Annotated in this window: 18 protein-coding genes; 13 read left to right on the forward strand and 5 right to left on the reverse strand. The window is 40.6% G+C overall.

Annotated features, from left to right (window positions below; translation table 11 throughout):
• Nucleotides 1-59: 59 nt before the first annotated feature.
• Complete coding sequence (locus tag CQA58_RS00090; protein WP_115568675.1) at nucleotides 60-8,258, reverse strand: hypothetical protein; 8,199 nt, start codon at nucleotides 8,256-8,258, stop codon at nucleotides 60-62.
• A gap of 256 nt (nucleotides 8,259-8,514) precedes the next feature.
• Here CQA58_RS00090 and CQA58_RS00095 point away from each other — a divergent pair, with 256 nt between their 5' ends.
• Genes CQA58_RS00095 through CQA58_RS00105 form a run of 3 tightly spaced genes read left to right on the forward strand, consistent with a single transcriptional unit; the run spans nucleotide 8,515 to nucleotide 10,814 of the window.
• Nucleotides 8,515-8,967, forward strand: coding sequence for an acyl-CoA thioesterase (locus CQA58_RS00095; protein WP_245942713.1), 453 nt, complete (start codon nucleotides 8,515-8,517; stop codon nucleotides 8,965-8,967).
• Nucleotides 8,964-10,265, forward strand: a complete 1,302-nt coding sequence (locus CQA58_RS00100; protein WP_115568677.1) for a 3-deoxy-7-phosphoheptulonate synthase class II — start codon at nucleotides 8,964-8,966, stop codon at nucleotides 10,263-10,265. Before CQA58_RS00095 ends, CQA58_RS00100 begins: the two co-directional genes overlap by 4 nt.
• Nucleotides 10,266-10,814 (forward strand): anthranilate synthase component II, encoded by a 549-nt coding sequence (locus CQA58_RS00105; protein ID WP_115568678.1) that lies wholly within the window; start codon nucleotides 10,266-10,268, stop codon nucleotides 10,812-10,814.
• A 73-nt stretch (nucleotides 10,815-10,887) separates the two neighbouring features.
• Here CQA58_RS00105 and CQA58_RS00110 read toward each other — a convergent pair whose 3' ends face one another.
• Nucleotides 10,888-11,583, reverse strand: coding sequence for a CAAX protease (locus tag CQA58_RS00110; protein WP_115568679.1), 696 nt, complete (start codon nucleotides 11,581-11,583; stop codon nucleotides 10,888-10,890).
• A 254-nt stretch (nucleotides 11,584-11,837) separates the two neighbouring features.
• Here CQA58_RS00110 and modA point away from each other — a divergent pair, with 254 nt between their 5' ends.
• From modA to CQA58_RS00130, 4 genes are read left to right on the forward strand one after another with little or no spacing between them, the layout of a single operon-like run.
• A complete protein-coding gene (gene modA, locus CQA58_RS00115; protein WP_115568680.1) occupies nucleotides 11,838-12,569 on the forward strand; it encodes a molybdate ABC transporter substrate-binding protein in 732 nt (243 codons plus the stop codon).
• Entirely contained in the window at nucleotides 12,566-12,955 is a 390-nt protein-coding gene (locus CQA58_RS00120; RefSeq protein WP_115568681.1) for a TOBE domain-containing protein, read from the forward strand. Before modA ends, CQA58_RS00120 begins: the two co-directional genes overlap by 4 nt.
• Nucleotides 12,955-13,623 (forward strand): molybdate ABC transporter permease subunit, encoded by a 669-nt coding sequence (gene modB, locus CQA58_RS00125; protein ID WP_115568682.1) that lies wholly within the window; start codon nucleotides 12,955-12,957, stop codon nucleotides 13,621-13,623. The genes CQA58_RS00120 and modB overlap by 1 nt, the downstream gene beginning before the upstream one ends.
• The gene (locus CQA58_RS00130; protein ID WP_115568683.1) at nucleotides 13,610-14,464 is read left to right on the forward strand and encodes an ATP-binding cassette domain-containing protein; all 855 of its coding nucleotides are present in this window, start codon (nucleotides 13,610-13,612) and stop codon (nucleotides 14,462-14,464) included. Before modB ends, CQA58_RS00130 begins: the two co-directional genes overlap by 14 nt.
• 154 nt (nucleotides 14,465-14,618) lie before the next feature.
• Here the strand turns inward: CQA58_RS00130 and CQA58_RS00135 are convergent, their stop codons facing one another.
• Nucleotides 14,619-15,311: a hypothetical protein gene (locus CQA58_RS00135; RefSeq protein ID WP_147288582.1), complete on the reverse strand. Its 693-nt coding sequence runs from the start codon at nucleotides 15,309-15,311 to the stop codon at nucleotides 14,619-14,621.
• Between the two features lie 67 nt (nucleotides 15,312-15,378).
• Nucleotides 15,379-16,578 (reverse strand): NAD(P)/FAD-dependent oxidoreductase, encoded by a 1,200-nt coding sequence (locus CQA58_RS00140; protein WP_425454668.1) that lies wholly within the window; start codon nucleotides 16,576-16,578, stop codon nucleotides 15,379-15,381.
• A gap of 255 nt (nucleotides 16,579-16,833) precedes the next feature.
• Between CQA58_RS00140 and rpsB the strand changes: the two genes are divergently transcribed.
• Genes rpsB through CQA58_RS00170 form a run of 6 tightly spaced genes read left to right on the forward strand, consistent with a single transcriptional unit; the run spans nucleotide 16,834 to nucleotide 21,314 of the window.
• Complete coding sequence (rpsB, locus tag CQA58_RS00145; protein ID WP_115568685.1) at nucleotides 16,834-17,628, forward strand: 30S ribosomal protein S2; 795 nt, start codon at nucleotides 16,834-16,836, stop codon at nucleotides 17,626-17,628.
• On the forward strand, nucleotides 17,628-18,689 hold the full coding sequence (gene tsf, locus CQA58_RS00150; protein WP_115568686.1) for a translation elongation factor Ts: 1,062 nt from the start codon (nucleotides 17,628-17,630) through the stop codon (nucleotides 18,687-18,689). The genes rpsB and tsf overlap by 1 nt, the downstream gene beginning before the upstream one ends.
• A 4-nt stretch (nucleotides 18,690-18,693) precedes the next feature.
• Entirely contained in the window at nucleotides 18,694-19,341 is a 648-nt protein-coding gene (locus CQA58_RS00155) for an ABC transporter ATP-binding protein (RefSeq protein WP_115568687.1), read from the forward strand.
• 9 nt (nucleotides 19,342-19,350) lie between these two features.
• Nucleotides 19,351-20,643 (forward strand): glutamate-1-semialdehyde 2,1-aminomutase, encoded by a 1,293-nt coding sequence (hemL, locus tag CQA58_RS00160; protein ID WP_115568688.1) that lies wholly within the window; start codon nucleotides 19,351-19,353, stop codon nucleotides 20,641-20,643.
• Nucleotides 20,633-20,950, forward strand: a complete 318-nt coding sequence (locus CQA58_RS00165; RefSeq protein ID WP_115568689.1) for an AtpZ/AtpI family protein — start codon at nucleotides 20,633-20,635, stop codon at nucleotides 20,948-20,950. Before hemL ends, CQA58_RS00165 begins: the two co-directional genes overlap by 11 nt.
• Nucleotides 20,931-21,314 (forward strand): hypothetical protein, encoded by a 384-nt coding sequence (locus CQA58_RS00170; protein ID WP_115568690.1) that lies wholly within the window; start codon nucleotides 20,931-20,933, stop codon nucleotides 21,312-21,314. The genes CQA58_RS00165 and CQA58_RS00170 overlap by 20 nt, the downstream gene beginning before the upstream one ends.
• Before the next feature lie 17 nt (nucleotides 21,315-21,331).
• On the opposite strand, the gene CQA58_RS00175 is transcribed toward CQA58_RS00170, so the two are convergent.
• Nucleotides 21,332-24,940, reverse strand: coding sequence for an autotransporter outer membrane beta-barrel domain-containing protein (locus CQA58_RS00175; protein WP_115568691.1), 3,609 nt, complete (start codon nucleotides 24,938-24,940; stop codon nucleotides 21,332-21,334).
• Nucleotides 24,941-25,017: the final 77 nt, after the last annotated feature.

The raw sequence follows: 25,017 nt of genomic DNA on the forward strand, positions 1-25,017 counted from the left end.
ACATTAAAGAGTTTTGTTTGGAGATGACAAAAGGGGTTGCACTAGGCAAAGCCTAGCGATTATTTAGAAGATTTTTCTTTGGGTTGTGATTTGGCTGGAGCTTTTGTGTCTTTGGTGGTTTTGCTCTCTTCTGCTTTATCACTCTTGGCTTCCCCCTCACCCTCTTTGCCCTCTATCTTCTCTCCACTCTCTTCTCCCTCTTTCTCTTCCCCTTCAATCTTGAGTGGTGCTTTGTAATCAGCTTTTTCAAGGATTGGGCTATATCCATCACTCTCTCCAAAGCTATATCTCACTCCAAAATTCACTTGATAATCAGTGTTGATTTTCCCCATAAAGCTTTTTTCAAAGTCAAAGTATAGTCTTGTGTTATCTTGGATAGTCATATTTGTCCCTACATTGACTACCACCCTGCCATCAGTTCCAATATCGCTCTTTTGAGTCTCTGTCGTTCCATCACTGACAACCATAGAGATATCTCCACCCATAACATAATCATACTCATAGAATGCTCCTACATAAAGTGAGGCATTGAAAGTATCTTTTTGAGTGAAAGCTCTAAAGTCATAAGTCAATGCACTTCCTGCTCTAGCCCTTAGGGTTAGCACACTTTCAGCTTTAGAATCTAGATATTGACTGCTATCAGAGAGAGTTTGTTTGAAATCACTTTGGCTAAAGTATCCAAATGTTGCTTCTACTTGAGGAGTAAGACTCCACTCACTCATCTCTCCCATTCTAATAGCATATCCCACTTCATCACTAAGGGTTAGGGCATAGTTATTTGTTTCACTTGCTCTGCTTTCAGCTGAAACTCCACTTGCTTGGATATCAAAACTACTCATAATGTAGCTAAATTTAGCAATAGTGTCATTATACCAACCGCTATCAGCTACATAGGAGTTGTAAAGTGCCACTTCTACTGCATTACTATAAATGTTGTCAAGCCCTCTAACCTCTCCCATAGAATAATCTGTGGCTTTGGAGTTTGAGGTTGCAAAAGAGAGTGCATAAGAGAGAGCCACTCCTAGATAGTTATTTGCTCCCTCAAACCCAAAGGCATAGTCATATCCTGCTTGAATAGTAGTGTAATTACTCTTGCTTCCTAGTCCAAAGTCATTACTTAAAGCCCCATTAAATACTCTAGCCCATACTCCTTGGCTATGAGCATTCTCACGCAATTCTCCCATTCTTCTATTGAGTGAATTGAGATTTGCCATATAGAGGTTATAGTCAAGCATAAAGGCTGAAGCAATGGCTTGTTGCTCTGAGGTTGTTATGCCTTGAGTTCTAACAGAGCTGAGGAGATATTTTTGGTAATTCCCATCATCAGCAATAGTAAAATCTGCTTCTTTGATAAGGAAGCCATCAATGAGTTTAGAAGTTTTTTCAAATTCAATTCCTGAATCATTCTTTACACTTGCTACAAGGATGGGAGACTCTTTGCCAACTTGATTAGTATCCACTCCATCACTGAGGATTAGGCTGATATGTCCTGTGAGCTTTGGTGTGTTTGCTTGTGTGTCATCTTGATTGCCTTCTACTTCTTTGCTTGTAGAGAAAGTTGCACTATTGATAGTGAAGGTATTGGCTTCATTTGTGGAGATTTGAGAGATGAGCTTAAGCGTTCCATTGGCCATATTATTTACATTCTCAATCACTGCATCTCTGCTAGTGTATTTTTGTTTTTTTCCTTTTTCTCCATTTTGCATCAAAGCAAGGATATTTTCTCCTGCTCCCATTGTGAGAGTGGTGATTTGATTAGTTGAGCCTTGAAGGATAAGGGTGCTTGTCTTACCTTCAGTAGATTTGAAAGTTACATTTGTCGCTGGTGTTGCTCCTCTTACACTAAATCCATCACGAGAAGGGGTAGGAGTAGTGATATTGCCATTGATTGTGGCTATCGCCTCATCGGCAATGTTGATATTTGTAGTTCCTGAATCTGTAGTGTTTACTCCTCCTGCAATGCTTCCACTATGATTGAAGTTGATATTTGTGCTTCCTCCACTTGTAGTGATAGCTTGAGAATCTCCATCGCTATTTTGCCAAGAGAGTGTCGCACCATTTTCAGAAGTGTTTGCAAAGTTGATTTCATTTGTCCCACTAGAGAAGCTCAATCCACTAGCTCCATATTGAAGAGTGGTTGTGGCTGAATTGACATTGAAAGTGTTTGTTCCATTGTTTGAGAGAGTTCCATTGATTGTGGCTGTAACACTGCTTGAAGCTTCACTTATACTTGCACTAGAGCCAAGATTGAAGATTGTAGTTGCACCTGCACTTGTAGTGATGGTGTTTCCTGTTAATGTTCCATTTTCTCCATTAAAGTTGAAAGTGGTATTTCTACTATTGCTAAGTCCAGCTGTTAGAGTGAGAGTTGCATTATTACCAATATCTGCTGTGGTGGTGGCTGAGTTTGTTATAGATCCTGTGATTGTCCCACTCTTGCCCTCTGCAATCTTGATAGTGGTTGTTCCATTGTTGGAAGTGTCAAGTGTCCCTGTGAGAATTCCATTTGTGCCATTGAATTCAAGATTTGCACTTCCACCTGTGTTTGATATGGCATTTGTGAGATTGACATCGCTTCCATCTGCCAAAACAAATGTTAGAGCTTGGCTTGTAGTAATAGTTGTGCCTGTTTCAATGCTAGTGCTTCCTGTGGAGAGAATGAGCTTGTTATTTGTGGCACTATCTCCCAAAGTAATTGCCTTGAGGGCATTTCCACTAGCACTTAGAGTCATCTCTGCTTTTTTGCCACTTGCACCATTGAAGTTGAGAGTAGTGGTTTTGTTTCCGCTTTCATCTGCTGTAATCGCACTTGAAACACTAGCAGTAACCCCTACACTACTTGAAGCTCCATCAAGCTTGAGTGTTCCACTCGTGGTGGAGCTTACACTTGTGAGTTGATTGTCTGCACCTTGCAGGGTGAGAGTTCCATTTTCTCCAATAGCTACATTTGTGGTATTGCTATTGGTTGTATAGATGTTTCCTATAATAACCCCTGTTGAAGCATTTGTCACATTGAGAGTTGTGATTACATCACTACTTAAACTATCTCCTGTTGTGATATCTCCTGATATGGCATTTATCTTGGTGCTACCTCCTTGGAAATTAAAAGCTAGACTTTTTAGTGAGCCAGTATTGGTAATATTGTTAGCAAAAGCAAGACTTGAATTGTCCTCAAGATTAAAAATCATAACTTGTCCACTTGTTATACTCACATTTTCATCAATACTTGTATTTCCTTGAGAGAGAATGAGAGTATTGTTTGTAGCACCACTTCCCAAAGTGATTGCTTTGAGTGCATTGCCACCATCACTTAGAGTCATCTCTGCTTTTTTATCTGTTCTTCCATTGAAGTTTAGAGTAGTGCTATTGCCCACAATCGCACTTAAAACACTAGCACTAACCCCATTTTCATTTGAAGCTCCATCAAGACTTAGTGTTCCACTCGTAGTAGAGCTTACACTTGTGAGCTGATTGTTTTCACCTTGCAAAGCAAGAGTTCCACCATTGCCAATAGTTACATTATTTGCTCCATCATTGCTCAAAGTGATATTTCCATTGATTATCGAAGAGGCACTATCTTTGACATTGAAAAGTGAAGTTCCACCATTGCTCAAAAGCCCATTGGTAAATGCAAGTGTCGTGCCATTTGCCAAATCAAATGTAAGGGCTTGATTTGCCCCTACATTTACACCACTTGTTCCATTGAATGTTGTGCTTCCTTGAGAGAGGAAGAGAGTGTTTGCTGTTGAATCGCTTCCTAGAACAATTCCTGTAAGCGTATTGCCCCCTGCACCTAGAGTGAGGGATTTTGCACCACTACCATCTGCAAAATCAATGTTTGTAGCTCCACTCTCTGCTGTGGTTACAGCTCCACTAATTGTCCCACTCTTGCCCTCTGCAATCTTGATGGTTGTAGTCCCTGCTGTGGTGCTGATTGTCCCTGTGAGGAGTCCAGCACTTCCATTGAAGGCAAGGTTTGTAGTCCCTTGATTTGTAATCCCACTAGCTAATTCTGTATTATCAGATAGATTGATAGTCATTCCTTGATTTGAAGCGATAGAGAGATTATCGGTGATTGTGGTTTTTCTAGCACCAAGATTTAGCACATTTTCTTCCACTGCTGAAGCATTTGCCAATGTGAGGGCTTTGAGTGTGCTATCTCCATTTGTGTTATTGAGTGTTAGCTCTGCATTTTTGCTTGTTGTCCCACCCATAGAGATAGTGAGGCTATCTCCTACAATGGCATTGGTTACTCCCACACTCACACCATTTCTAGTCGTATCAAGGTTAAGGGTGTTGTTGCTTCCATTTGAAGTGATAGTGGTGATTGCATTATTTGCACCTTGAAGATTCAAAGACTTAGCATTACTTCCATCTGCAAAATCAATATTTGTAGTTCCACTTGTTGTGGCTATCGCTCCTGTGATTGTCCCACTCTTGCTATCTGCAATCTTGATAGCTGTAGTCCCTCCACTTGTGCTAAGTGTCCCTGTGAGAGTTCCATTTGTGCCATTGAATTCAAGTTTTGCACTCCCACCTGTGTTTTCAAGATTATTTGTAAGATTGACATTGTTTCCATCAGCAAAATCAAATGTTAGAGCTTGATTCTCTGCAATGGTTGTGGTATCGGTGATTCCTGTGCTTCCTTGAGAGAGAGTAAGGGTGTTTGCTGTCGAATTACTTCCTAGAGTGATTCTTGATAGCGTATTATCTCCTGCACTTAGAGTAAGGGATTTTGCATTGCTACCACTAGCAAAGTCAATATTTGTAGTTCCACTTCCTGTGGTGGTGGTTACAGCTCCACTGATTGATCCACTTTTGCCATTTGCGATAGAGATTGTTGTAATCCCTGCTGTGGTGCTGATTGTCCCTGTGAGGAGTCCATTGCTTCCATTAAACTCAAGATTTGTAGTTCCTGCATTGGAGATATTGTTTGTAAGATTGACACTATCTTTCAAATCAAATGTTAGAGCTTGATTGTTTGCAATATTTGTGGCTGTGTTGATAGTAGTTGTCCCTGTGGAGAGAGTAAGGGTGTTTGCTGTCGAATTGTTTCCTAGAGTGATTCCTGTAAGCGTATTATCTCCTGCACTTAGAGTAAGGGATTTTGCACCACTACCATTTGCAAAGCTAATGTTTGTGGTTGAATTACTAGCACCTGTGCTTACAGCTCCATTGATTGTTCCACTTTTGCCATCTGCGATTGTGATTGTGGTGGTTGTGGCAGTAGTTCCATTTGTGCTAACCCCACCACTGATTACACCATCATTATCAAAGTTGATATTTGTAGTTCCCCCTGTGGTGCTGATGTTTTGAGTTTCTCCATTGCTATCTTGCCAAGTGAGAGTAGAGCCATTAGTGTTGGCAAAGTTGATTGTATTTGTCCCACCTGAGAAGACTAAGCCATTATCATTTTTGAGAGTTGTTGTGGTTGCATTGACATTGAAGATATTTGTCGCTGAGTTTGTGATAGTCCCTGAGATTGTAGCTGTGGCAGTAGAGGAGTTGCTAGAGCCGAGATTGAAAGTCGTCGTCCCTCCTGTGGTGCTGGCAGCTCCTGCTAAGGTGCTTTCTCCGATGAAATCAATTTGAGTGCTTCCACTATCGCTTGTCGTTACCCCACTTGTGATAGTCGCTGTTTTGGCACTACCGATTGAGATGATTGTAGTTCCACCACTTGTGCTAACCCCTTGTGTGATACTTCCACTTTGTATGAAGTTTAGTGCAGTTGTCCCACCTGAAGTAGAGACATTACCTGTAAGTGTGCCATTATCTTCACCAAACCTAACATTTGCTTCTCCACCTGTGTTTGAAATATTGTTTGTCAGTTCGACATTCTTTCCTTCATAATTAAAAGTCAATCCCTGATTTGCACTGATAGTTGTGGTGTCTTTGATTGTGGTGCTTCCATTGAGATCAAGAGTGTTGTGAGTCGAAGAAGAAGAGCCATTGCCAAAAGTAATGTTTGTAAGTGTATTTGTGTCTTGTCCTAGTTGCAAGGTTTTATCCCCATCTCCCTCTGCAAAGTTGATCGTCGTTGTAGCTCCACTCTCTGCTGTGGTTACAGCTCCACTGATTGATCCACTCTTGCCATTTGCAATCTTGATAGTTGTAGTCCCTGCTGTGGTGTCAAGTGTCCCTGTGAGAGTTCCATTTGTGCCATTGAATTCAAGATTTGTAGTCCCTGCATTGGAGATATTGTTTGTAAGATTGACATTGCTTCCATTGGCAAAATCAAATGTCAGAGCCTGTCCTGTGGTGATGGCTGTATTTGTTTCAACGCTAGTGCTTCCTGCAGAGAGGATAAGTTTATTGTTTGTAGCACTAGCTTCCAATGTGATTGCTTTGAGTTCATTACCACTAGCACTTAGAGTCATCTCTGCTTTTTTGTCTGTCGTTCCATTGAAGTTTAGGGTAGTGGTATTGCCTGTAATCGCATTTGAAACACTAGCACTAACTCCTGCACTATTTGAAGCACCATCAAGGCTTAGGATTCCACTTGTGGTGGAGCTTACACTTGTGAGCTGATTGTCTGCACCTTGGAGAATGAGAGTCCCTGTCCCTGCAAAATTTACATTATTTTCTCCATTATCACTCAAAGTGATATTTCCATTGATTGTCGAAGAGGCACTATCTTTGACATTGAAAAGTGAAGTTCCACCATTGCTCAAAAGCCCATTGGTAAATGTAAGTGTCGTGCCACCTGTCAAATCAAATGTAAGGGCTTGATTTTCTCCTACACTTACGCCACTTGCTCCATTGAATATTGTGCTTCCTGTGGAGAGGGCAAGAGTGTTTGCTGTTGAATTGCTTCCTAGAGTGATTCCTGATAGTGTATTACCCCCTGCACTTAGAGTGAGGGATTTTGCATTGCTACCACTAGCAAAATCAATGTTTGTAGCTCCACTATTTGCTGTGGTTACGGCTTCATCAATAGTTCCGCTATTGCCATCAGAGATATTGATAGTCGTAACTGCACCACTTCCAGTGGTTGCGATATTTCCACTAAAGTGTCCATTACTTCCATTGAAGTTGATATTTGCAGTTCCTGAGTTTGCAATGTTGTTTCTAAGCATAGTATTTGCATTCTCAAAAACAATATTTAAGCCATTGCCACTAGCAATCGTTGTAGGAGTGGTTGAAACGCCAATCACTGTCGTTCCACCAGAGAGACTAAGAGTGTTGTTGGTAGAAGCATTTCCATTCCCTAGGGTAATGCCTGCAAGAGTGTTACTGCTTCCACCCAATCTTAGAGATTTGTTCCCATTTCCACTAGCGAAAACGATTGTCGCAAGAGTGGTGCTTGGACTTGGTGTCGATATATTTCCATTGATTGTCCCACTTGAAGAATCTGCGATATTTATCGTGGTGCTTCCTCCACTTGTCTCTACTCCTCCTGCAAGGATTCCATTTTCTCCCTTGAAGTTGATAGAGGTTGTTCCTGCTGTGGTGGAAATATTTCCATTACCATTATTGAGTGTGAGCGTGGTGTTAGCATTGAGGTTGATAGTATTTATCCCCCCATTGGCAGTTAGTCCATTGCTGATAGTTGCACCTACTCCATTAAAAGTCAAGGTGTTTGTTCCTTGACTAATCGTAACGCTCCCCTCAATCCCTGCATTATTTCCGAAAATAAGGTCGGCATTTCCAAGAGAGTTAAAAGTTAGACTTCCTTTAATCCCTTTTCCACCAAATTTTCCAGTCAATGTTTTGTTTGAGTAGTTTTGTTGACTTCCATTAGTAGAACCAGCAATTGTTATGTTTCCATAGAAAGCATAAGAATTGCTGTCAGTTATAGTGGATAAATCCATAATGAAAGAGCTGGGTGTATTATCGCCTGTATTTGTCCACATATCCCAAGTCAATGTTCCTGTCCCACTATCCCCCATAGCCAATCCTGTATTTGAGACAAGCATAGCATTGCTTTGAATATCAAGCTGAGAACCAGAGCTGTTCCAAGTATTTTGATTTGATTTGACATAAAGTTTAAAGGTGTCTTTTAGAGTTGAATTGTACAAAAAGGTTGAGTATTGAATCTCTCCGATAGTTGTTGTTCCCCAAGTTAGATTCGTTGGACTTATCGCAGTCCCTTGCCCTCCATTAGAATCTTGCTGATAAAACGAGGTTGTCGCATTTCCCACACTCACCCCTAGAGCTAAAGCAAGTGAGCTAGAGATAAGGGGTTTGAAGATTGAGCGTTGATTTTTTACTCTACCCCCCCCCCCATTGTAGTTATTTTCAGACTTTATTTTTCTCATAAGAATACTCTCCTAAATATAGTTATGGATTTGGATATAGCAATATCGGAATATTAGCAAAAATCATTAAGATAAGTCAAGAGATTATCCTATCTTTTTCAGTGGGGGGGGGGGGTGCAATATCGGTATTTAGGGGATTTGGGAGAGATTTTTGGACTAGATAGTGAGAGGGAGTTTCGCCAAAAAAGGGTAGAGAAGTAGAGGATAGGTTTTGGGGATATGTTAGAATTACAAAAAACAATATATGGATAAGGGTATGAAACAGCAAGATATCAAAACTTTGAGAATGTCGATTTTGGCTTCACCCTCACTTGCCAATTTTAGTGGAGTGGTGCATGGAGGAGAGTTGCTAAAGCTCCTAGATCAAGTGGCTTATGCGTGTGCGACACGATATTGTGGGTGTGGGGTGGTTACTTTGAGTGTGGATCAAGTGCTTTTCAAACAGCCCATACCGATTGGCTCATTGATGAATTTCTATGCAAGTGTGAATTATGTAGGCAAGACAAGTTGTGAGGTGGGAATCCGAGTGGAGTTTGAAAATATCAAGACACACGAGGTGTTTCATTGCAATAGCTCTTATTTCACAATGGTTGCACTTGATGAGAAGGGTAACAAAGTGGCTATCCCTCCTCTCACACCCCATACTCCTGAAGAAGTGCGACGCTATGAAGAGGCACAAAAGAGGCGAGAGAAAAGGAAAGTGAAGTGAGCTGGACTCCAAGCACTTGGAGAAGTTTGCCTATCAAACAATCCCCCAATTACGCTGATAGAGAGCGACTTGTAGAGGTGGAGAGGGAGCTTAGGGGGTATCCTCCTTTGATTTTTGCCAAAGAAGTGGAGCTTCTCAAAAGCAAAATCGCCAAAGTGCAAGAGGGTAGGGCTTTTATCTTGCAAGGAGGGGATTGTGCTGAGAGCTTTGATCGATTGAGTGGGGCAGGGATTAGGGACTTTTATAAGCTTTTTTTGCAAATGAGTGTCATTGTGGGCTATGCAAGAGGTATGGAAATCCTCAAAATCGGCAGGATTGCAGGGCAGTTTGCCAAGCCAAGAAGCGAGGAGTTTGAAGAGGTTGGGGGTGTGAGGATTCCTAGCTTTAGGGGAGATATGATTAATGGCATTGCTTTAGATGAGAGGGAGCATAACCCTGAGCGAATGCTAAAGGCTTATCATCAATCAAGTAGCACACTCAATCTCTTAAGAGCCTTTAGCAAGGGGGGAATGGCAGACTTGCACCTTATTTCACGCTATAACCTTGATTTTGTAACGCATAATCCTTTGGGGCAGAAATACCAAGCTTTGGCAAAAGATATTTCTCAAGCTTTGGCATTTGTGGAGAGCTGTGGGGTGGATATTGACAAAAGAAATGAGTTTGGAGAGTTTTTTGTCAGCCACGAGGCGTTGGTGCTAAACTATGAGGAAGCAATGTGTCGTGAGGATAGTTTGGGGGGTGGGATATATGATTGCTCTTCTCATTTTCTTTGGATTGGGGAGAGGACGATTGATAGCCCTGCTCATATTGAGTTTATGCGTGGGATAAAAAACCCCAAAGGGATTAAAGTCAGCCCTAGAATGAGTGCAGAGAGATTGCTTGGGTTGCTTGATACTCTCAATCCTAGTAATCAAAAGGGAGAAATTGTGCTGATTGCTAGAATGGGAGAGGAGTATATCGCCTCATCTCTCCCTCCACTCCTTAGAGCGACAAAAGAAAGAAATGTCGTGTGGGTCAATGATCCAATGCATGGCAACACAATCAAAAGCAATGGGGTAAAAACACGATATTTTGAGAGTATTTTGAGTGAGATTAGGCAGTTTTTTGCACTTTGTGAGGAGTGTGGAGTGTATGCAGGGGGATTGCACCTTGAGATGACACAAGAAGATGTAAGTGAGTGTATCGGAGGGAGTGTAACCATAGAGGGGCTAGGGAAAAACTATGCAACACAATGCGATCCAAGACTGAATGCTACTCAGTCTTTGGAACTTGCCTTTTTGGTGGGTGAGGGGCTATAAGTGGTTGCACTTATAGATAACTATGATTCTTTTACTTACAATATTGTGCATTTTTTAGAAGAGCTTAGTTGTGAGGTGAGAGTCTATGAGGCTAGGGAGATAGGGGATTTATCAAATGCTTCTCATATCATCATCTCCCCAGGTGCAGGGAGTCCGAGTGAGGCGGTGGAGAGCTTGGGGGTGATAGAGAAGTATAAGGGGGTTAAGCCAATTTTAGGAATCTGTCTAGGACATCAGTGTATCGCTTATGCTTTTGGGGGGAGAGTGGGGAGAGGGAGTGAGCCAATTCAAGGCAAAACCTCAAAAGTGGATTTTGTAGAAAATGAGCTTTTTGTGGGGTGTAAGAGTGGGTTTGAGGTGATGAGGTATCACTCTTTGGTGGTGGAGAGTTTGGGGGAAGAGCTAGAGGGGATTGCTTGGAGTAGGGAAGATAGTGTCATTATGGCACTCAGACACAAAACACTCCCAATCTATGGAGTGCAATTCCACCCAGAATCTATCCTCTCACAAAATGGACATTTACTGCTTGAGAATTTTTTGAGAATGTGATGGAAAAAAGTTGTTTTGTTGTAAAAATCTAGTATAATCTCATTCACTTTCGAGGGCGGACTGACGCCCACCTTTAAAATCCTTCTATTTTTATATCACGATACCTTTTCATCACTTTGTTGTTGATATTGTCAATCAAATCATCTAAAAAAGTCAAAATCATCTCAGGCATTATTCCTATGCTAGAACCATTTTCTTTGTGGGTAATGCGAGGATAGGGGATATTGTCAATCTCTCTAGTTTTGAGTAAATTTTCCCAATGAAAAGCACGATTACGGATATTGCGTAAAAGGTTGAGGGCGATATTTACTTTGGCAACATTAGAGAGGTGGTGCTTTTTGCCATTGATATAGCAAAAATTGCGATTTCTCCAATGGTATTTTCTAAAATCCATTTTTTGCAAATCAAACATATAATGTCTTATCTCATATTCTCCAATCAACCCCACAATTTCTCCAAGCATAAGAGAAGAGAGGATTTGATGAGGGGATAGGTCAAGGAGAGGGGCGTGAGTTTTGGGTTTGATAAGTGCTAGACTTCTCTCGCTCTTTATCCATTGTTCCCCTATAAGTTTGCTAAGGCAGAAATCAAGCATATTTCTTAGATAGATTTCAATTTCTGCAACCTTGTGTCCTGCTCTAAAGGCTAAAATGCGATTTTTGTAATAGCACTCTATATCATCTTGATAGCTTTGCAATCGTCTATGTGAGAGGATTGAGGCAATATCTAATCTAAATGAAGCAAGAGTATCTTTGGAAAGTTTTTGCATTTTTGCTCCTTTGGAGGGTTTGCTAGATTGTAGCATATCGTAAAGAGAGGAGATGAATTGACAACTATAAAAATATTGTTTTGTTGTAAAAATCTAGTATAATCTCATTCACTTTCAAGGGCGGACTGACGCCCATTTCTCTTGCTTTCATCTCATCTTAAATCACTGAAATCAAAGCTCTTAGGTAGAATTAAACACATAAAATTATGTTAAACTTCGTTATATTTATAAATATATAACGACAAGGAGTGGAAATGAGGGCTTTTGTGTGTAGTGCTCTTTTGGTTTTGGGACTTTGGGGAGGGGAGCTAAGAATCCTTGCAGCCGCCAATCTCAAAAATGTATTGGAAGAAATCAAACAAGAGTTTTTAAAGAGCTATCCTGATGAGAATATCATCATCACTTATCTTTCTTCAGGCAAGGCTTACGCTCAAATCAAAAATGGCTTTGAGGCAGATTTGTTTTTCTCAGCTGATAGCAAAAAACCTCAAATGCTCTTTGATGAGGGAATGGCACTCCTAGAGCCTAGAGTGTATGCACTAGGCAAACTTGTATTGTGTGCTATGGGAAATGTCAATATCTCAACCCCTTATGTGCTAAAAAGTAGTGAAAAAATCAAGCATATTGCCATAGCCAACCCCAAACTTGCCCCCTATGGAGAAGCAGGGGTAGAGTATCTTAAAAGAGCCAAGCTTTATGAGAGTGTGCAAGATAAATTAGTCTATGGAGATTCTATTGGTCAGGCTCTAAACTTTGTCAGAAGTGGAAATGCTGAAGTGGGGCTAAATGCCCTCTCTTTGGTTATCAATGATTCAAAAATGAGCTATCTTATCTTAGATCCTGCCCTCTACTCTCCTATCAAGCAGTCTTTCATCATTCTCAAAAAGAGCAAAAACCAAGCTCTATCAAGGGCGTTTTCAAGATTTGTTTTGAGTAATGATGGGCAGGGGATTTTCCTCAAATATGGATATGAGAGAGGACAATGAATCAACTCATCGGAGAGATTGTCGCTATCAAAGAGGCTGAGGGGATTGCATTTATCAAAGTGCAAGGAGAGGGGTTTGTCTTGGGAGTGATGACTTTGAGGGGTGGATTAGGAGTGGGGGAGAGAGTGAGGGCAAGTTTCAAAGAAAGTGATGTGATGGTGGCTCATAAACAAAGTGAGAAAATCAGTGCAAGAAATAAATTCCTCTCTCCTATTTTCTCAATTACGCATAATGAAGTCCTAGCAAGAGTGAAGTTTGAGTTTTGTGGAGGGGAGATTAGCTCTCTTATCTCTTATGAGGCGTGCAAAGAGCTAGGGATAGAGGTGGGGGAGGAGTTTTTTTGGTTTGTCAAATCCAATGAGATTATCCTTGAGAGGCTTGGTTAATGTTTGTTGAGACGATGACGCTTACTTTTGCTCTAGCATTTTTGACGATGATTATCTTGCTTCCTATTGGGATTTTGGCAGGGTATTATTTTTATTATTCCAAAGGGTGGCTTAAACTTGTTTTTGAGGTTTTGGTGTGGCTTCCTTTGGTTTTGCCTCCCACGGTGCTAGGATTCTATCTCCTCCTTGCCCTCTCTCCCCAAAGCCCTTTGGGAGCTTTTTTGCTTGAGCATTTTAATGTGAAGCTTGTATTTAGCTTTGGAGGGATTTTGCTAGGAAGCGTGATTTTTGGGCTTCCTTTTATGATACAGCCTATCAAAAGTGGCTTATTTGCTTTGAGTGATAATCTTCAGAGAGCGAGTTTTACACTTGGCAGAGGCAAACTCTACACGCTTTTTAAAGTCTTGCTTCCCAATATCAAGCCCTCTATTTTGATTGCGTGTGTGGGGACTTTTATTCACGCTGTGGGGGAGTTTGGGGTGGTGATGATGATAGGGGGGAATATTGAGGGCAAAACAAAAGTGGCAAGTATTGCTATTGTTGATGAGGTGGAGATGATTAACTACTCTTTGGCTCATCAATACGCCCTAACCCTCTTTCTCACTAGCTTTATTTTGCTTTTTGTAATGCTCTATATTAATAAAAGGTTTTTGAATGATAGAGCTTGACTTTTGCAAATCCCTCAATGGGGCAAATGGGGAGTTTGTGCTAGAGGTGAGAGAGAATATCGCTCTTGGCTCAAGAGTGGCGTTTTTTGGCAAAAGTGGAGTAGGCAAAAGCACGATATTAAAAGTCTTGGCAGGATTAGAAGAGATAGAGAGTGGGAGAGTTGTTGTGGGGGGAGAGGTGTGGAGTGAGAGGGGATTTAGTTTGCCACCACAGAGGAGAGGGGTGGGCTTTGTGTTTCAAGACTATTCCCTCTTCCCCAATCTCTCTGTATTTGAAAATATCGCTTATGGCAAGGGAGCAAGTAAGGAGAGGGTGGAGAGACTTATAGAGATAATGGAGCTAGGGGCATTGTGTGAGTTTAAGCCTAGCAAACTCTCAGGGGGGCAATCTCAAAGAGTGGCTATCGCTAGGGCTTTGGCAAGTAGTCCAAAGATTTTGCTTCTTGATGAGCCATTTTCAGCCCTTGATAGTGGGATAAAAAACAAGCTTTTAAATGAAGTGTTGGGATTGCAAAAGGAGTTGGGATTTACTCTCATTTTGGTAAGCCACGATATTGGGGAGGTGTATCGCTTGAGTGAGGAGGTTTTGCTTATGAATGAGGGCAAAGTCATCTCTCGCTCCTCTCCCAAAGGAGCTTTTGGCAAGAACAATATCCAGCTTATCGCCCAAGTGCTAGAGATTAAGAAAAATGATTTGGTGTGTGAGGTGTGTGTGCTAGTGGGGGGAGAGGTATTGAGCTTTGTAGCTCATAGTGATGAGCTAGAGGGGATAGAGGTGGGAGAGAGTGTGGAAGTGGTGCTAAAGTCCTTTTCTCCGATGATTAGAAAAATTTTTGAGTAAAAGTATAAAAAAATGTGGTAGAATTTCGTATTTTCAAGGGCGAACTAGCGCCCACCCTTTCTGAAAATCTCTTATCTTTAATTAGCACAATCTATCAACAACTCCAAAAAAGTTTTTTGATTTTATAGTAAAATTCTATATTTTCGAGGGTGAACTAGCACCCACCTTTTCTAATACATTCTTTTATCACTTCATTTCCGATACAATCTATCAAATCATCTAAAAACTCTAAAATCATTTCAGGCATTACCCCTATTGTTGAATTGTTTTCTTTATGAGTAAGGCGAGGAAATATATCCCCATTATCTTTTTTTGTAACCTTGAATAGATTTTCCCAATGAAATGCACGATTGCGAATGTTGCGAATCAGATTGAGAACAATTGCGTTTTTATCAATATTGGAAAATGCCACCTTTTTTCCATTGATATACCCATAGTTGCGATTGCTCCAATGATATTTTCTAAAATCAAAATCTCTCAAATCAAACATATAGTGCTTGATTCCATAGGCATTGATAAGTCCGATAAGTTCTCCAAACATAAGACTTGAGAGGATTTGATGAGGATAGAGGGCTGGGAGTGGAATATGTGTTTTTTGCTTGATAAGACATAAACTCTTTTCACTCTTTATCCAATCCTCCCCCTCAATTTCTCTAAGACAAAAATCAAGCTTATTGCGTAAGTAGATTTCAAGCGTGGCGATTCTTTTCCCTGATTGAAAAGCTAAAAAGAGATTTTCATAGTGCCTCTCTATGCTTCCCTCATAGCCCTCTAGCCTTTTTGGTGAGAGGATAGAGATAGCGTCTTTGTCAAATGTCCTTAGAGTGTCAAGTGGGATTTTTCTCATCAAAACTCCTTTGCTTGAGCTTTGTGGATTGTAGCATATCTTAGAGAGTGGGAGAGGATAGAGGAGGTTAATCACTGCTCCTATACCTAAATTGCCCTTTTTTTAGCACCATTTTTAGCCCACCGATTCCAAAAAGCCACCGATTTTCAATGCTATTTTTCACAAATGCACTTAGCTCTCCGCTAATCTTTTTGCCAAAGACGACTCCCACGCCATCAAGGTGTCCGATAGAGCAAACTGAACCTCGATTGATAAACTTAAAATCTTCAAAGTGGGTTTTGCCCCCTAGCTTGTCAGCCAAAAGATTTCCCACATACTCTCCCATTTGTGTGGCAAGTTGAGCTGTGGGGACATAGATGACATCTTTTTGGGCATAAATCGCACAATCCCCCACTACATAGATATTCTCATAATCTATGCTTTTGAGTTTGCTATCGACTTTGAGCCTTCCTTTTTGATTTTCTATCTTTGAGTAATGCTCGATACTATCATTTCCCTTTACTCCTGCACTCCAAAGGATTGTATTCCCATAGATTTTGCTCTCCACTCCATCACAAGAGATAAGCACCCCATCACTATGGCACTCTAGCACACTTGTTTGATTGTGGAGTGTTACCCCTAGAGCAGTGAGTTTGCTCTCGGTTTTGTCTTTGAGGCTTTGAGGGAAGACAGGCAAGACATTGCTAGAGCGTCCAATACAAGAGATTTGCACATCTTTGGGATTGATTCCATAGATTTTACAAAGTCTTGGCACATCACTTGCAAGCTCAGCACTAAACTCAATGCCTGTAAGCCCACTTCCACAAATGATGAAAGAGAGATCGTTTTTATCTTGGGTGATATGATAATCTTTGAACTTTCTTTCAATATGTTTGCATAGTCTTAGAGAAGCATTGAGTGAGGAGAGTTTGAAAGCGTGTTCTTTCACTCCCTTGATCCCAAAATCATCAGGTTTGAACCCTAGAGCAATGACTAAAATATCATAAGGATACTCTCCAAGTTTGCCGATGAGCTTGTTATCTTGGGGGCAGATCTCCATCACTTTGTCTTTGATGAAAGAGACTTTTTTGAGAAGAGGGCGATAGTAGATTTTGGCTTTTCTCTCTCCTAGTGTGCCTACGGCGATTTTGTGCAAAAGCGTGGTTTGATAGTGGTAATCGTGTTTTGAGATAAGAGTGATTTCTGCATTTGGATTGCGTTTTTGGAGTGTGAGGGCGGTTTTCAGCCCACCATATCCTCCACCTGCGATTAAGATTTTCATTATCATTTCCTTTTGGGGCAAAATAAAAGGGTGGAACTCTAAAATTTTTGAGTGAATAAAAAAACAACTTTGTATAAGTTTTTGAGAAAAATTATACTTTTGGGGATAAAAAGAAAAATTCAAAGGCAAATTTACGCTAAAATCTTGGCTTCCTTTTTGGCTTTGCCAAAGCAATACGCACACGCTAATTCTTCAAGAGTTGCCCTGAAGGGCTAAGGAGCGTGGAGGAACAAACTCAAAACATTACTAAGGAGAAGCCCTATGGTTACAATGAAAGACCTACTAGAGTGTGGTGTTCATTTCGGACATCAGACAAGAAGATGGAATCCAAAGATGAAAAGATTTATCTTTGGTGTGAGAAAAAATATCCACATTATCGATTTGCAAAAGACAATTCGATACTTCAGATATACATACAATATCGTTCGTGATGCAGCGGCTGAGGGAAAAACGATTATGTTTGTAGGGACAAAAAAACAAGCAAGTGAGACACTTAAGCAATACGCTGAGAGTGTGAATGTGCCTTATGTCAATTACCGATGGCTTGGTGGAATGCTTACAAACTTCAGCACAATTAAGCGATCTGTAAGAAAGCTAGAAGTGATTGAAGAGATGGAAGCAAGCGGACAAATTGATTTGCTTACTAAGAAAGAAAAGCTAATGCTTATGAGAAAAAAAGAAAAGCTCAACAAATATCTTGGTGGTGTTCGCCATATGAAAAAAGCTCCTGATATGATTTTTGTCATTGATGCAGCAAAAGAGAAAATCGCAGTGGCAGAGGCTAGAAGACTTGGAATCCCTGTGGTTGCACCTATTGATACAAACTGCGATCCTGATATGATTGATTATCCAATCCCAGGAAATGATGATGCGATTCGCTCAATTCAACTTTTCTGCAAAGAAATGGCTGAAGCGATTACTGAAGGTCGTGCGATGGCAGGTGGAGAGGGAGAACAAGCTCCAATCGAAACTGCTCCTGCAAGTGAGGAAGAGAAGCAAGAAGTGCTTGATGAAGTAACAGCTGAGATTGAGAAAGAAATGAAGGGAGATGCGTAATGGAAATTAACGCACAACTTGTAAAAAAACTTCGTGAGATGACTGATGCAGGAATGATGGACTGCAAAAAAGCTCTTGTAGAAGTGGCAGGGGACATTGAAAAAGCAGTAGAGTATTTGAGAGAAAAAGGACTTAGCAAAGCAGCCAAAAAAGCCGATCGCGTTGCTGCTGAGGGTGTGATTTCTGTAAAAGTCGCACCTGATTTCAAAAATGCTGTAATGCTTGAAATCAATAGTGAAACTGACTTTGTGGCAAAAAATGAGGGATTTATCGCTTTGGTTGAGAAATCTACAAATCTTGTAGAGCAAAACAAAATTTCAAACGCTGAAGATTTAGTCAAGGTTAGTGTCGATGGCTCTAGCTTTGATGATTATCTCAAAGGACAAATCGCAAAGATTGGTGAAAACATTGTCGTAAGACGCATCGCAAATGTCAGTGCTGACTCTCAAAGCGTTGTTAATGGTTATGTGCATTCCAATGGGCGTGTAGGGGTAATCATCAAGATTGCTTACAAAGATGCCAAAAATGCTCCTGCACTAGCTGAGTTTGCAAGAAACCTTTGTATGCACGCAGCAGCGATGAAACCTCAATATCTAAGCTATAAGCAAATTGATAGCGAGTTTATCGCCAAAGAAAAAATCGCTTTGATTGCTGAGCTTGAGAAAGAAAACGAGGAGCTAAAGCGACTTGGAAAGCCATTGCACAAAATCCCTAGCTATGTTTCACAAATCGAGCTTACAGAAGCAGTATTGAAAAAAGCTGAAGAGGATTTGAGAGCAGAGCTAAAAGCTCAAGGCAAACCTGAGGCAATTTGGGACAAAATCCTCCCAGGTCAAATGGAGCGATTTATCGCAGATAACACACTAATTGATCAAAGAATGACGCTTCTTGGACAATTTTATGTAATGGACGATAAGAAAACTATCGCTCAAGTGCTAGAAGCAAAAAGCAAAGAACTCAATGATAGCATTGAGATTACTGAGTATGTGAGATTTGAGCTTGGTGAGGGGATTGAAAAAGAAGTTGTAGATTTTGCAGCAGAAGTTAAGGCTCAACTCTAAAATAATGCAACTCCTCAAAGCTACGGATTTATCACATAGCTTTGAAACTTTACTTTATGAGGGGGTAAATCTAGATTGCAATGAGGGGGAATCTATTGCAATCTTAGGTGTGAGTGGGAGTGGGAAATCCACGATCCTCAACCACCTCTCAACCCTTCTTCCTCCCAAAAGTGGGAGCATTGATTTACTCAATCAAAAAAATATCTACTCTCTTAGCATTGATGAGCTTTTGGCTTTGCGTCGCTATGGTGTGGGAATCATCTTCCAAGCTCATTATCTTTTTCGTGGATTTAGCACACAAGAAAATCTAGCTATCGCTTCATTTTTGGCTCATCAAGAAGTAGATATGAAACTTTTAGAGAGAATGGGAATCTCCCACACTCTTTCTCAACAAGTTGGAGAGCTAAGTGGAGGGCAACAGCAAAGAGTGTCAATCGCTAGGATTTTATGCAAGAAGCCCAAAATGATTTTTGCTGATGAGCCAACAGGCAATCTAGATAAGCAAACAGCATTGAGCGTGATGAAAATCATTTTGGAGTTTTTGCAAGAGAGAGGGGCAGGAATGGTTTTGGCAACGCACGATGAGGAGATTGCCAAAAATTGCACTAAAATATTTCTTTTGGAAAACAAAGTCTTTAGACAAATCAAGTAAGGAGTGAATATGGAAATTTTGCATAGTGTCAATGATTTTAATGAAGCCAAACAAGTGATAGTAGGAGGGGTGAATTCTCCTGTGAGGGCATTTGGAAGCGTGGGAGGGACTCCACGATTCATCGCAAAAGGGGAGGGGAGCTATCTTTATGATGTTGATGGCAACAAATACCTAGATTTTGTGCAAAGTTGGGGACCATTGATTTGGGGGCATTGTGATAGCAGTATCTTAGAGGCTGTGATTGAGAGTGCCAAGAGGGGAATGAGCTTTGGAGCACCCACAGAGCTTGAAACGACTTTGGCTAAAGAAATCATCTCTATTTATGAGGGGGTAGAGAAAGTGAGAATGGTGAGCAGTGGGACAGAGGCGACAATGAGTGCAATCCGCCTTGCTAGAGCATATAGTGGCAAAGATAATATTCTCAAATTTGATGGGTGCTATCACGGACATAGCGATAGTTTGCTTGTGAGTGCAGGGAGTGGGTGTGCGACTTTTGGAGCTCCAAGCTCCCCTGGTGTGCCTGAGGACTTTAGCAAACATACTTTAGTGGCAAAATACAATGACACTCAATCTCTAAGAGAGTTTTTTGAGAAGGGAAATATCGGCTGTGTGATTATTGAGCCAATAGCAGGGAATATGGGGTTAGTGCCTGCAAGCAAAGAATTTATCTCCACTTTGAGGGCTTTGTGTGATGAGTTTGGAGCGGTGCTAATCTTTGATGAAGTGATGAGTGGCTTTAGGGCTTCACTCAAAGGGGCTCAAAGCTATTATGATGTGATTCCTGATATGGTAACTTTTGGGAAAGTCATCGGTGGAGGAATGCCTTTGGCGTGTTTTGGAGGGAGAGATGAGATAATGAAACTTCTCTCTCCTGTGGGTAAAGTGTATCAAGCAGGGACTTTGAGTGGCAATCCTGTGGCTGTGAGTGCAGGGCTTATGTCAGTTTGCAAAATCAAGGCTGAGCCAAAACTATATGAGAGATTGCAATCTTTGGCAGAGCGTTTGATGAATGGATTCAAACTTGAAGCTTCTAAGCGTAATATCCCTATTCAAGTGGTGGTGCGTGGCAGTATGTTTGGATACTTTTTCAATCAAAATGAGGTTAAAAACTTTGATGATGCCAAGAAAAGCGATACAGAGCTTTTCTCAAAATTTCACGCCAAAATGTTAGAGAAGGGTATCTATCTTGCTCCTTCAGCCTATGAGGCAGGGTTTATCTGCTCTACGATGAATGAAGAGCAGATTGATAGTGCGATTAGAGCTTGTGGAGAGGCACTAGAGGAGATTTGCAATGGAATCTAAGCAAACTCAAAAAGATTTAAACTCCGTTACAAAAGAGCCAAAGTATGGCAGAGTCGTGAGTGCTGTGAGTGGGCTGTCTTTGGGGATTTCTATGGTGGTGGCAGTTTTGCTAGGAGTGGGGATAGGAATGTGGCTCAAAAGCCTTACAGGGCAAACTTGGACTTTGTGGCTAGGGGTGTTTTGGGGAGTGGGTGGAGCGATTTATAATCTCTATCTAGCCTATAAAAGACAGCAAAAAGAGATGAATGAACTCCAAAATGATCCCAAATATAGGGAGTATCAAGATATTGAAAAGACTCTCTCCTAAGATTTTTTTCACATTTTTGGCTATCTTTTTTGGAGGGATAATCCATTTTATCCTTTGGGGGGTGAGTGGGGTGGTGAGCTTTGAAGTAGGGTTTGTATGCTTTATGCTTGTTTTCCTCTCACTTTTTCTCTCGATGAATTCAAGACTGAAAAATACTCAAGAGGAATTTAATTTCTCTCAAAAACTTACATTGGGCTTGGGGGTGAGTTTTTCGCTCTTTAGAATCCTCTCCTATATTGTTCTAATAGTGGCAATCATTGCTTTGATTGAGTTTTCTCTTTTCAATCTTTACGCGTATATGATTGGAGTTTTTATCTCGCTTTTGAATTCTTTGATTTCATTGTCGGTGAGTATGACAAGGTAAAACCTTGTCATACAAGATTATTTCTCTATTTCCTCACTCTCTTCTTGAGATTTGATTTTTAGGGGTGCTTGATTCTCTTCTTGGGATATTTCTTGATTGACAATAGGGGTATGGAGCTTTTCTCCAAAGCTATATCTCACTCCAAAATTTACTTGGTAATCAGTTTGGATTTGTTTCCCAAAGAAACTTTTTTCAAAATCAAAATACAAACTTGTTTGCTCATAAATCTTTATATCTGTTCCCACATTTAAAACCATTCTACCCTCAGATTTTAGGACTTTATGGGTTTGGAAGTCATTGAGAGTTTTTAGAGAAATCTCCCCTCCACTAAGAAAATCATACATATAATAAGTGCCAATATATGCACTTGCTTTCACGCTTTCAGAGAGATAAGAGAAATCATATCTCCAATCCAATCCCACACGATTTCTAAGCAAAGAGATTGCGTTTTGATGCACTTGCATTGTGTGGTTTGTAGGAAGAGTTTGGGTGAAATCGGTGCTATTGAGATAAGAGTAGGCTACTTCAAGCTCTGGGGTGATGATCCACTCATTTGAGCTACCAAAAGCAAAGCGATAGCCCAACTCTTGAGAGAGTGTGAGGGCATAGTTGCTGACATCATAGCGATTGCTTTGATTGAAAAAATCTAGCTGACTATTGAGATAACTAGCCTTGAGAATAGAATCTGAGTAAAAGCCATTTTCTGCGATATAAGCATTATAGATTGCAAACTCCACCCCATTGGTAGAAACATAGTTGCTGACATCTTGGGCATATTGAAGAGAGTAGAGGTTTTGAGTAGTGTTGGAGTTGGTATAAGAGAGGGCAAATCCTAGATAGTTTGTGCTACCTTCAAGAGAAAAACCATAGTCATATCCTGCTTGAAGTGTCCAATACTCATTTTTATCTTGTGTGCCTATATCAAAATCAAGGCTAAGAGATCCTACAAATGCTCTAGCCCATACTCCATGCTCTCTCCCATCAGCTCTCAAATCCCCCATACGCTTATTGAGTGAGTTGAGATTGGCACTGAGGAGGGAGAAGTTAGAGTGCAAAGAATAGAGTGTAGAATTTGAAAAGTCCGAATTTATAGCAATCTTGTTGGGGGTTGTGGGATTTCCTTCAGTTGTGCTATCCCCCTGACTTCCTCCACCACTAGAGTCCGAGTTTCCTTCATTTGAGCTACCCCCTTGCTCCCCACCTGTTCCTCCAGTGTTTCCACTTTCACTACCATTGCCCGAACTTCCTGAGCCACCTCCTGCTCCTCCAGTGCCTCCACTGCCACCACTTGAGCCTCCTCCTTGACTTCCACCACTCCCACTTCCACTGCCTGAACCACTGCCCCCTGAACCCAAATCTCCCCCACCACTACTTCCGCTATCACTAGAGTTGCTAGGTGTGGATAGATGAGAGAAATAATAAGTTTTATCAGTATCATCATATCTTTCAATCTCTAAAGTTTGAGTTTCAAATCCTGCATAGCTAGTGATTTTGGCTCTATCTCCACTTTGAGTTAGTCCATTGAAGATTACAGTGTCTTTGGCACTTTTATCTACTTCTGCCAATACTACATAGGTTTTGGTTTCATTGAAGTTTGTAAGTGTGATTTGGAGTGTGTTGTAGATTGGGGTGTAAAGGGTGCTTCCATTGATGATGATTCTATCACTCCCTCCTTGAGATAGGTGAGCCTTGTCATCGCCATAAGCTCGTCCATCAAAGCCATTGGTTGTATCGATTGTGGCTGTTTTATCTGCATAGAGGACTATGGAAGAGTTGTTGAGGTTGAATTTATCCACTTCCAAGCTTCTAAGCAAGAGTGATGAGCCTTGTTTCATTCGATTGTCTTTTGAAGTGCCACTAAGCAAGAGTTTGCCATCATTTCCTGAGACAGAAGCGAGTTTTCCTCCATTGGAGTTGAAAATCACTTGAGATTGAGAAGAGAGAATGAGATTACCACCATTGAATGCTGTCCCTTCTTTTGTCGTGCTTTTTAAGTCGAAGTTGAGTGTTTTGTTGGCTTGGAGGAGCATTGTGGTGGAATCTTGGGCGATAATCCCTGTGGTGGTGTCTTTGCTAGAGCTAAGCACCATATTTCCAAGCTCAAGTGTGCTACCTAATCCCTCATAGATTTTATAATCTGTTGATTCTCCGACTTTAGGTGTGCCAAAAGTGATAGATGAGCCATCAGAGAGGATCATATCCCCATTGTTTTGAATCCCATAAACCCCTCCAAAAGAGTTGCTAATAGAAGTGAAAGTCAAAGAGCCTGAAATCTCCATTAAGCCTTGATGATTGTAAATCCCTGTGGCTCTAAGCTTCCCACCGATGATAGAATCAAAGCTTATACCACCACTGCCAAAGTTATAAATAGCATTGCCATTGTTATAGATTCCATAAGAGGCGATTGAGCCTGTAATCTTTGTAAAAGTCATTTTGGCTTTGTCATCGAAAGTGTAGAAGTTGATCTTATTTGTTGATTCTGAGTGAAGTCCATAGGCGATTTTACTTCCCTCAATGCTTGTAAAGAGGATTTCTCCATTGCCACTAAATCCAATAGAGCTTCCACCTCCGATATACATCCCCTCAGCCAATCCTCCTGAGATTTTTGTAAAGACAAGACTTGATTTTGTGCTATCGGCATCAAATGTGAAATTAGTATTTTGATAACCTGTGAGATAAATCCCTGAAGCTGTGAGAGGAGAAGTGATATTAGAGAAGGTAATATTCCCTCCACCTGTGAGGTTGAAGACTCCTTCATAGGCTGAAATGCCAATCGCATCTTGTTTTGTGGCTTCAATATTGCTAAATTCAATACTTGAGGTTTTATCAATAGAGTATATCATCCCAAGCTCACTATAAGTAATTCCTCTAATTTTATTTCCCTTGATTTCAGAGAAAACAATGTGAGAATCCTGATTGAGTTCTATGTTTGCTATATCATATGAGGACATTCCTATGATTTCCAAATCTCCCTTTAGACTATCAAAAGTGATTGTTGATCCGTTTGAAAGAGAATAATTTTTGATGAAAGAGATACCCACTGTTCTTTGAATAGAAGTGATGTTTTGAAATGTTATTGTTGAAGAATTTAAAGAGAGATTTCGCATTTCTAATCCAAAACTTTCATTTCCATTGAGAGATTTAAAATCAAAATTAACATTGTTGATTTGCAAAGCATTGTTGTTATAGTTTAAAAAACCATATACATTTTGAGTTGTGGACATGGTATCAAAGAAAAAGGTTGATTGTTGTTGGCTTGTAATTGTAGTGGTGAAGGGATTTCTCACATAACCTTCAGAAGAAACTCCTGCCATCCGTTCAGATGTATCGGTTGGTGTAATCGTAATAGGAGCAAAATAATAATCTCCATTTAGGGCAAGCGTAGTGTTGGAAGATGCTGAACTATTATTGTAGCTATAATAGATTCCTAAATAACAACCACTAGAATTTTCATAAAAATTAGCAGGACTATCACTACTATTTCCACTAAGACTTGGGGTTGTAGAAATATCAACCCCATTTTGCCCCATAGCAACGCTAGAGAGGAATGAGGCTAGAGAGATAGAGATGAGGGCTGAGGATTTTAGCTTACCCCCCCCCCCCTTAAGAGTTTTTGAATTTTTCATATTTAATCCTTTGAGATGAGATAAAGTAAATGGAAATTATAAGACAAATCAAAAGTAAATGCAAGGGTTTATGTCAA

Source organism: Helicobacter brantae (genome assembly GCF_003364205.1).
Classification (GTDB): Bacteria; Campylobacterota; Campylobacteria; order Campylobacterales; family Helicobacteraceae; genus Helicobacter_G; species Helicobacter_G brantae.